The sequence below is a fragment of the Methanospirillum hungatei genome, assembly GCF_020216685.1.
Lineage (GTDB): Archaea > Halobacteriota > Methanomicrobia > Methanomicrobiales > Methanospirillaceae > Methanospirillum > Methanospirillum hungatei_B.
Map to the genome: position 1 here is coordinate 1 of NZ_JAIWNS010000041.1, position 10000 is coordinate 10000.

General features: G+C 48.9%; 9 protein-coding genes. 5 read left to right on the forward strand and 4 right to left on the reverse strand.

Translation table 11 applies throughout. The features are described 5' to 3' along the window. Positions 1-221: hypothetical protein (locus tag LDL35_RS02320; protein WP_304019106.1), on the reverse strand; the 221-nt coding region annotated here is incomplete at its 3' end. 222 nt (positions 222-443) lie between these two features. Here LDL35_RS02320 and LDL35_RS02325 point away from each other — a divergent pair. After that, positions 444-1703 carry an MBL fold metallo-hydrolase gene (locus LDL35_RS02325; protein WP_304019108.1) on the forward strand — a complete coding sequence of 420 codons (1260 nt, stop codon included), beginning with the start codon at positions 444-446 and terminating at the stop codon, positions 1701-1703. Between the two features lie 50 nt (positions 1704-1753). Here LDL35_RS02325 and LDL35_RS02330 read toward each other — a convergent pair whose 3' ends face one another. After that, entirely contained in the window at positions 1754-1924 is a 171-nt protein-coding gene (locus LDL35_RS02330; protein ID WP_304019109.1) for a hypothetical protein, read from the reverse strand. A gap of 103 nt (positions 1925-2027) precedes the next feature. Between LDL35_RS02330 and LDL35_RS02335 the strand changes: the two genes are divergently transcribed. Then, a complete protein-coding gene (locus LDL35_RS02335; protein WP_304019110.1) occupies positions 2028-3944 on the forward strand; it encodes a S8 family peptidase in 1917 nt (638 codons plus the stop codon). Between the two features lie 5 nt (positions 3945-3949). Here LDL35_RS02335 and LDL35_RS02340 read toward each other — a convergent pair whose 3' ends face one another. Beyond that, positions 3950-4924, reverse strand: a complete 975-nt coding sequence (locus LDL35_RS02340) for a DNA adenine methylase (RefSeq protein WP_304019112.1) — start codon at positions 4922-4924, stop codon at positions 3950-3952. Between the two features lie 74 nt (positions 4925-4998). Between LDL35_RS02340 and LDL35_RS02345 the strand changes: the two genes are divergently transcribed. From LDL35_RS02345 to LDL35_RS02355, 3 genes are all read left to right on the forward strand, one after another. Continuing rightward, positions 4999-6507, forward strand: coding sequence for a DASS family sodium-coupled anion symporter (locus tag LDL35_RS02345; RefSeq protein ID WP_304019114.1), 1509 nt, complete (start codon positions 4999-5001; stop codon positions 6505-6507). A 225-nt stretch (positions 6508-6732) separates the two neighbouring features. After that, positions 6733-7833, forward strand: coding sequence for a hypothetical protein (locus LDL35_RS02350; protein ID WP_304019115.1), 1101 nt, complete (start codon positions 6733-6735; stop codon positions 7831-7833). A gap of 145 nt (positions 7834-7978) precedes the next feature. Further along, positions 7979-9799: a DUF3821 domain-containing protein gene (locus LDL35_RS02355; RefSeq protein ID WP_304019118.1), complete on the forward strand. Its 1821-nt coding sequence runs from the start codon at positions 7979-7981 to the stop codon at positions 9797-9799. A 4-nt stretch (positions 9800-9803) separates the two neighbouring features. Here LDL35_RS02355 and LDL35_RS02360 read toward each other — a convergent pair. Then, positions 9804-10000: hypothetical protein (locus LDL35_RS02360; protein ID WP_304019121.1), on the reverse strand; the 197-nt coding region annotated here is incomplete at its 5' end.

Consider the following 10000-nt stretch of genomic DNA (forward strand, 5'->3'; position numbering starts at 1 on the left):
TGGGGGCCGTCGGTTGAAGTCATAACCTGATAGCCTGACCGGTGGAGGACCTCTGTAATGATAGAGAGATTATTCTTATTGTCATCGACGATGAGAACGAGCACATCTTCGTTTCTGATATATTCCATATTCTCTGTTACTGCCTGGTTGCGCCTGAATAAAACGCACAAAGCCTCTCTGTATGGGAATGAACCGGATCCAAAAGGGATCTCTTCTCTCATATCCAGATCCCCGGATGACTATTTAATGGATTCTATCTGATAGTCTTGTTAGGAGATACTGAGGAAAGGCACATAACGGCGACTACGCCAGGTTTTACTCTCCAGTATGTAATTCATTGAAACTTTTCAAAAATCCCTGCCGGTCTCTTTGTGTTCAGATATCCACCTCTCTCCTCAGATCAGGAGATTTTATCTTGTTCAATGTGAAATATGGACGCTGATATGGCTGTAGATCCGGATGAGAGCCGGTTCGATGAGGGGATATCGCTTATTAAAGCGGGAAAGATAGAAGAAGCGATTGATATCTTTTCTGAACTGGTTGAGAAGGATGAACGGAATCATAAAGCCTGGAATGCGTATGGGGTGGCTTTATCCCAGACAATCCATAAAGAGAGTGCAATTCATTGTTTTGAAAATGCCCTGCAGTTGGATCCTGAGAATAAAATCTATCAGCGAAATCTGAACAGAACAAAAAATCCCTCTCCAAAGAAAACTATCAGAAAAAAGGCTGAACTGACCCCTCATAAGTCCGGGAAGAGATGGATAGCCCCTGCTGTTCTCCTGCTTCTGGCCGGGGTGGCAGTATTGCTCGTATCCGGTCTGGTGCCCGGACTCCCGGTATCAGATCAGGTACGCAGTCTTATTCCTGGATCAGGACCGGGTGAGGAGGTCCCGGTCATCACGCCAGAACCGGTCATCACTCCTGAAGTCACACCTCTCCCAACTCCTGAGCCGACACCGGTACCAACACCTCCGCCTGAACCTGAAACCCTGTTTCATTTCATTGATGTCAGTCAGGGGGATGCAGCCCTGATACAGAGTGAAGGCAAGAACATGCTCATTGATGCCGGTCCGAAGAGCTCAGGTCCGCGCCTTGTTGAGTATCTGAAACGTCAGAACGTGACCTCCCTGGATTATGTTGTCGCCTCTCACCCGTTTGATGATCATATCGGCGGGATGGTTGATGTTCTCAAGGCCTTTGAAGTCAGGACCTATGTCGATAACGGAATGACGCATACTTCTGACCTGTACAAGGACGTCATAAATGCCGTAATATCTGATCAGGCGGTCAGGATGATCGTCACTGCAGGCATGAATATTCCCTTTACCAATACAACAAAAATAGATATTATCGGGCCGCACCGTCTGACAGGTCACCAGGATACTGACTCACTGGTCCTCCGGGTCACCATGAAAAATGTCTCCGTTGTCTTCCCCGGCGATTCATCAGAAGTCCGAGGGTCTGCAACCATACTAAAACTCCCTGACCATGGATCAGATATAGGAATCGGTCCTATTATGAATACCAGACCTGAAGCGGTTGTCATCTCGCTGGCATCCGGCAATCCGTTCGGATATCCCCGTTCTGCAACCCTTGCTGAGATTTTAAAACAGGGTGCACAGGTATTCAGAACGGATGTGAATGGGACCATCGTTATCAGGACCAATGGTGAGAACTGGACCGCAAAAACATCACGCTGATTCGCATTCTTAGTATCGGGGAAAAGACGGGGTTTCGTCCTTTTCCCACCTTATTCTATCCGGTATTTTCCTTCAGGGATCGTCATGGTGAATTGTGCTCCTTTGCCTTCGGTCCCGGTCTCCTCGATGGTAATCCCGGTTATTGCAAGGATCTCCCGTGCAAGGAACAGACCAAGGCCCGTATTCTTCCCGACTTCCCTCGAAAAAATTTGCTTTTTCATAGACGGCGGAATTACCTGGCACCCCTCGTTCATGGTATCATACTGGATGGTAAAGTATGAAACCTTATCTTCTTAGCAGACGATGATTCAAGCTGTGAATGATATGACCAGGCAAATCGGATGGGTATTTCTTACATTTTTCATTCTTCTAATCTGGTGTAATGCATCAGCTGAACCGATTTCCGGATGGCATCCCTCAGCCCGCGATTATTTTACTGTTCCAGGGTCCGGACAGGAAGAAAGCGGAGGAGCCATCCCGATTATCCCGATGCCGGTAGAGAGTCGTATACCACAGAGTGAGAATATTTCCGCGTCATCGGTCGGATATGCATCGGAGGGGGTGAATCTCTCTGCACCAGGACAAGGAGCACGTATCCTGGTCAGGTATAATACCTCTGAAGTGTCTGCCCTTGCAGATGTGGAGATTGAAGGGGTTGCTCTCACGGAGGACCTGAGCTCTAGTCTGTCTGGTCTTGTGCTGTATTCAACCAGGGGGAAGAGTGAGGAAGAAGCAATAACGGCATTGTCAGCCCTTCCCGGGGTTCTCTATGCCGAACCGGATTATATCGTATCCATTGACCGGACTCCGGATGAGCCTGAACTCTGGCGGCAGTGGGGTATTGCAAATACCGGTCAGGTGTACCGGGAGAACACCCCTGCCGGAAAGGCTGGTGCTGATGGAAACGTGCTCAATGCCTGGGATATGACCACCAGTTCAGGAGATGTCATCGTTGCAGTCCTTGATACCGGGATCGACTATACTCATCCTGACCTGACATCAAATATGTGGACCGGCTCTTCAGGAGAACACGGGTTTAATGTCATAACCCAGACACCGGATCCGATGGATGACAACGGGCATGGGACCCATTGTGCCGGGATCATTGGTGCTGTCGGTAATAACAGGGTGGGGGTTTCAGGTATCGCCTGGCAGACAAAACTGATGGCCGTCAAGGCAATCGGAGCGGATGGAAAGGCATACACCTCTGATATCATCAAGGGGATCGAATATGCAACCAAAGCCGGTGCAGATATCATCAGTTGTTCCTTTGGTGGATCTGATAGTTCACAAGGATTATATGATGCAATAGCCGAATCTCCTGCTCTCTTTATATGTGCAGCAGGAAACCAGGGGAAGAATAATGATCAGACACCTCATTACCCGTCATCATTCCAGCTCCCCAATATTATCGGGGTTGCTGCGACCACCTCATCCGATACGCTGGTTTCGACCTCAAATTACGGGACCACGGTTCATCTTGCGGCTCCCGGAGAGGATCTGTACAGCACAGCCCTTTCTGTATCAGGCGGGGCACAATACCGGTACATGACCGGGACTTCACAGGCGACTGCGTTCGTGGCCGGGATGGCATCTCTTGTGATGAGCCGTGACAGCAGTCTCTCAAATGAGGAGATCAGAGCGCTCATGATATCCCATTCAGATGCCGTCCCTGCATTACAGGGGAAAGTCGCCGCACAGGGACGGGTGAACCTTGCTGCTACCCTGGAAAGCCTTTCAGGTGAGGACGCAATTCCCCTGCACCAGGGATGGAACTTTGTATCGGTGCCTCGCCCACTCGCACCAGGAAAAGACACGGCACAGATATTTGGCCAGGTGAGCTCAGGTGGGCATTCTGTCCTCGAATATCAGCATGGAACCGGATGGAAGACCCTGAAGGCGTCAGACCCAATCTCTATCATGACCGGGTACTGGGTGTATTCCACAAAGGATGATTCAGTCCTGCTGCAGTATGCATCATCCCCCGGCGTTGTTAAAAAACAGGTACAGAGTGGCTGGAACACCTGGAGCCTTCCATTAAAAGAAGCAGAGAAGGCAAAGACAGCACTCTCCCCCATTCAGAGCATCTGGAAGTATGTGGTCGGGTATGATGCAACCCTTCAGCAGTATGAAAGCCCTATCCTGAATGGCGGTTCAGGAGACCAGAGTGATGAGAGGCTTTTAAAACCTCATCAGGGGTACTGGCTCTATAGTGCAGGGGAAGGGGAGATTACCGGATAATATCCCTAATCCTGATAGTTTCTGATAATTAACTCGTTAATATCTCCTCTTTTTTCACCCACGCTGTTGATAAACCGTTTTGCAAGCACCCGTTCAATCAGAAAATCTTTGTACAGATCATCAAAGAAATGGTCGGTTGGATCCTCGTTTCGCGGGTCGGAATTTGAGAGCATCACCTTTGCACCAGTGGTATCCACCGCCAAAAAAAAGTCACAAAGCCTGAGCTGGTCCTGCTCTGAAAAGCCTTCCTGTGAGTAACCGGTAAAGGATGAGGTCTTATTTAATGGCCGATAGGGGGGATCCAGATATACAAAAGAGTTCTTGGTGACATACTCAAGACAGGTGGTAAAGTCACCCTGTAGAATGGTTGTATGGGTGAGGAGGTTTGAAGCCATCAGGAGGTTTTTTTCCTGAACGATAGTGGGGTTTTTATACTTCCCAAACGGAACGTTGAACTCTCCTTTTGAGTTCAGTCTGAAAAGTCCGTTAAAGCAGGTTCTATTCAGAAAGAGTAACTGCGATGCCCGTTGTATGGTATGATCCCCGTATGTGTCATAATCAAATGAGGGTTTCTCCCGGTTTAGATCATCACGGACCTGGTAAAAGAGATTGAGCCTCTCAGCTTCATCTCGGGCATCATATGCCTCCTGCAATTCCTGAAGGAGCCTGATGAGGGTATTGACATCCTGTTTTACAACCTTCCAGGTCAGGATCAACTCACTATTGACATCACAGATGACCGCTTCTTTGATCGGATAGAGCTGGGCTATATAAAAAAAGACTGCTCCCCCACCAACAAACGGCTCAACATACCGAGAGAGATCACCAGTCTCCAGTGTTTTTGGAAACCGCGGATCAAATTCATAGAGGAGCTGACTCTTCCCCCCCGCCCATTTAAAAAACGGTTTTGCATATTCCTCACCGCCTGAAGTCCGCCGCCCACGTATTGACTTTATCAGATTCTGCTTTCCTTTTTTCATGAACCCTGTAGTATGTGGATCTGATAGGACATAATTCGGACGGGTTATAACTGTTCAATTCACATGTATAACAAATGAAGAATTTTTTTTGCGTGCTTCTGGGCCTGGTGGTAGGCGGCCTGATTCTGGCCATGCCCGGAGATCTCTTCATATCATGGGAAATTCAGGCGACAGCGGCTGTAACCACACTTATGGTTATCTGGTGGATAACAGAGGCAATACCTATACCTGCAACCGCACTTGTCCCGCTCGTCGGGTTTCCCCTGCTCGGCGTTCTCACTCCGGCCGAAGCATCGGCGCCCTATGCAGATAAGACCATCTTCCTCTTTCTTGGAGGATTTATGATAGCAGCAGCCATGCAGAAGTGGAACCTGCATCGAAGGATAGCCCTTACGATTATTCTTCTGACCGGAACAAGTCCGAAACAGATCATCCTGGGCTTTATGATCGCAACCGCCTTCATCTCACTCTGGATCTCGAACACGGCGACTGCGATGATGATGATCCCGATTGCGGTGGCTATTATCGGCACCGTCGGGATGGACGCGTTCAAAGAGAAGGGAGAAGATGAAGGAGTTTCTGACTTTGCAAAGGCCCTGGTCATCTCTATCGCCTATGCAGCATCGATCGGCGGTCTTGGAACCATCATCGGATCCCCACCAAACGGGATCTTCCTTGCCCAGCTCAAGACCCTGTTTCCTGATGCCCCGACCATAGGATTTGTTGACTGGATGCTCTTTGGTATCCCGCTGGTTGCCATCTTCATCCCTCTCACCTGGTTCTGGCTGGTGTACGGACCGTTCAGGCACCTGCCTGCAAAGCTTCCCCAGAGTCGTGAGATCATAACCGAAGAGCTGAAGAAATTAGGACGGATAACCACTGGTGAGCGGTGGACGTTGATCGTCTTTGTCATGACAGCTCTGATGTGGATCTTTTCAGCGACGAAAAAGATCGGTGATATCACCATACCAGGTCTTGATATCCTCTTCCCCGGTATTGATGACTCAACCATTGCCATGTTTGGAGCGATCCTTCTCTTCATCCTGCCGGTGAGCATCAAAAACCGGGAGTATACCATGGACTGGGAGTCTGCCGCCAGGATCCCCTGGGGTATTCTCCTCCTCTTTGGTGGGGGTATCTGCCTTTCCAAGGGATTTATTAAGTCAGGTTTAGCAGATGAACTGGTAAAACACCTGACTGGTCTTTCAATCCTCAATGTCCTGGTCATCATATTCCTGGTGGCGGTATTAGTATCGTTCCTGACCGAAGTAACATCCAATACAGCCATTGCTTCGGTGATGATGCCCATCCTTGCGGTCACATCCGTCAGTCTGATGATAAACCCGATCATCCTCATGCTCACCGCAGCCCTTACCGCATCGTTGGCATTTATGCTGCCGGTAGCAACCCCGCCCAATGCCGTGGCCTATGGGACCGGGTATCTGGAGATGCGGGATATGATGCGGACCGGTTTTATCCTGAATATGATTGGGGTTGTTCTGGTTACCCTGTTTATGTATACGGTGGTACTCTGGGCTCTTGGGATCACCTTTGAGTTACCTTCCTGGGCAGTTACCCCCTAAAAACTTCGAATTTTTCTTAAAAATATAAATGAGCTCCAGATTCATCTCTTTTTTGAGACGGAGAACAATTTCATAAGAAACTACTTAAAAACCGGGACACGAGGTACTGAGAGGCTCACAGAAAATCCGGTCATATGAGTACTGGTGAAGATCGGTATGAAGGATTCATCTGTGACCATCTCACTCATATCATAGTGTTGTCCCGGGTGTATAATGGAGGTATCGTTGACGTATCGTATTTTTTCAGCTACTGTGATTCTGCTTTTGGTGTTGTCCGGAGTTGCATATGCAGACCGGCTCCCATCACAGGTTCCTGAAAACCAGAAGATTAGTATCTCCACGATCATTGATGTGGTCGGATTCGTGTCTGACAAGTCCTACATGTCATGGACCATCGATGATTCAGAGACACCGGTAACGACGAAACAACTGAATAGTGGGACCGGATCCACACCGACCGTTCTGACACCTGAGCAGGTGCGGGCACTTGCCGCAGCAAAGTCATCCATAGCAGGACTTGCCTACTCGGTCGGTGCAGGAAACCAGCTCTATTCACTTACCGTACCCGATTATCTGCTAAGTGATCTGGCATTGCCCGATATCGCCCCGACCGATCCCTGGTGGGGGAAGACCTGGCAGTCTATTCTGAATACGCTTGATTCATCGTCGTATTCACAGACCCAGGATACGGAATATGGCAGTATCCACGACAGTAAGCTCAATCCGGGTGAATCGATTGCTATTGTGACATTCTCAGACAGCATCATGACCAATGGCGGCCATCTCATGCTGAACAAGGATCTCGGCTTTGACTCACAGAACAAGGGGAAGGGTCTTTCCAACCTTGAGGTTGAGAAGGTACTTACCTATGAGAGCATTGACGGGTCATTCCTTGTCGGAAGCGAGGAATGGAGCCTTGATGTTGCCGGTAATTATGCAAATACTGATGATTCCATCAGGTGTGTCTTTGCATCGGCCAAGGAGAGTGTTATTCCGGCATTCTGTAATGTGGTAAAGGCGAAGAGCGAACTTATCAACTTCAACAGCGGGCAGGTCTCAACCAAAGGCAGCCTCCGTGCTGTTGCAGCGACAAGTGATGTTCCGGCTGGTCTCTTCTATCAGATTGCAGTCACTCCGATTCCAGGTTCAGGCTCCGGATTTGCAGAGGGAACCGTGAAGACTGAGTTCGCCGGCTCTATTATGGAAGCCCGTGGCAAGTCTGACTCTCCGTCTGCAACAAACCAGTGGTCTGACAAGACGTCTGTATCCGGTGGTATCAAGAACTTCCAAAAGACGTTCGGGTACGAGTCTGGTGTTACTATCTAATCCTGAACCCCTCAGGATTTGCTTTTTTTAAAGAACCTGTCTTTCCTAGTGTCCTTCGAATAATCTATAATCTTATAACACAAATCTCCCCTTGATTTATATGTCATGGGGTTATGTGCGGATCTTTTTGCTGATACTTGGTATCATGGCAACTGGAGGATATGCAGAAGAACAACAGGTGCCGTATGTTTCGGTTCCTTCTCTCTCGATAACATCATCGTCCGGGACCGGTGATCCGGCCATACTGACATCGGGAGAAGTGAATCAGCCTGCCGGAAGCCCGGTAATTCAGGCAACAAACAAGATTGTTCAGGGCGATACGGTTTTTATCGGGGAGGGATATCTTGAGGTTACGAGCGCGCTGAATACCGCCGGGTACATTGCCTGGTGGCAGAGCGGAAATATCAATCCTACAGCTCCTGACGCTGTGGTTCCGGTACCAGATCCGTACAATTTCCGTCTTGATCCTGCTGATTTTGTTCAGAAAACCGGTGACTGGTACCAGTGGGTGGATAACCAGAAAGGAGACCTGGCCTTCAGGGTGGCAGATCCATCTCTGTATCTGGAGATCTGGGATGCCTCAACAAATACTGATGTAACCGGAAAGACCATTCCCATGGGCAATCTTGGAACGTTCTGTATTGATTCCAACCTGTATTCCATTGTAAACAGAACCGGATACCGGCCTATAGACAGCAGTATTACGATCACCGTGACCAGTCCGTCCGGTGAGAACCTTACTACTTTGGTGGGATTAAACGGAGCAGGGCATCCCCTTAGCCATCTTCAGGTTGATCTTCCCAGATGGTACTGGATTGGTCAGGGGGCGGATCACTCTGTTCCATCTCATGAAGACGGATGGAATACCTCTGTTACCTACCCGAACGGTACTCGAATCTACCAGCCCGGGATCTATACCGTCCGTGCTGAATGTAATGTAAATAAGATGAAAAATAATTACAAGGCTCCTGACGGGTCAGATTATGTGAATAAAACCGTCTCGATGACTCACACGGTACTTCTTGCCGATGATGCGGTCGAGATCCGTGCAGACCCGGCGCTCGTGGTCCCAGGCGAGTCTTTTGCGACGATCATCACCGGTCTTCCTCATAATGAGTATTATCTCTGGATGAAAGGAACCGGAACCATGACCGGACAGCCAGGAGACCAACCCCCAACGATTGCTCTGTCACAGGATAAGGTGATACATGATGCACCTTCGGGACCCTATCTCATCGGTGATTATGTATTTTCTGACGGAGGAGGCAAGACCATCAGGAATGACGTCCCTCATGATCCCACATGGAACGGAACACAGTTTTATGGCATGGTCAAACTTGATGCGACCGGGACCAGAACCGTTTACTGGAATACGAGTGCGGCAACAAAACCTGGTTCCTATACTCCGGCGGTTGAAAAAAGAACCCTCTCCGGATATGTCAAAGATACCTGCATGCTCTCGGTGGATACCGGTAATGCTAGTTCATTAAATCTGTTATCAGGATGGAATTTCATCTCAACGCCGAAGACGCTCTCACCCGGCCATAATACGATGGCTATCTTCTCCGGGATTAACTCATCAGGGCATTCTATATTTACCTATGATGGGAGCACGTCCTCATGGGTTACCATGAAGTCAGAAGACCCGTTCTCACCTTTAACCGGGTTCTGGCTTTACTCTGTGCAACCGACGACGATACCACTGGTATCTGACAATGCAACCATTGTTCCCCGGACCCTGGTGAAGGGGTGGAACAGTATCGGGATTACCTCTCCTGACCGGATTGCTGCCACAGTTCTGCAGCCGCTCGGACAGGCCTGGTCATATCTTATCGGGTATGATGCACAGGTCCAGCAGTATAAAAATCCGCTGGTTCTCGGGGATCCGGCTGTCAATACCACAATGCTGCAGACAAAAGAGGGATATTGGATATATGTGAAAGAGAACCTGACCTTCTCCGGATGAGTGATTATTGGTTTAATTTTATTTTATTTCCTTTTAGTCTGACAATCTCTAATTTTTTCAGATCTTCCACGACCTGCTTTACATACTCTGGTGATATATTGAAAAACAGTACTGTTCTCGTTCCTTTAAGCTGCTTCTCCTGTATCTCCTGAACAGCCCTGATGAGGTCCTCTACTGTCTCTGCCTTTGTCGTACTTAAGA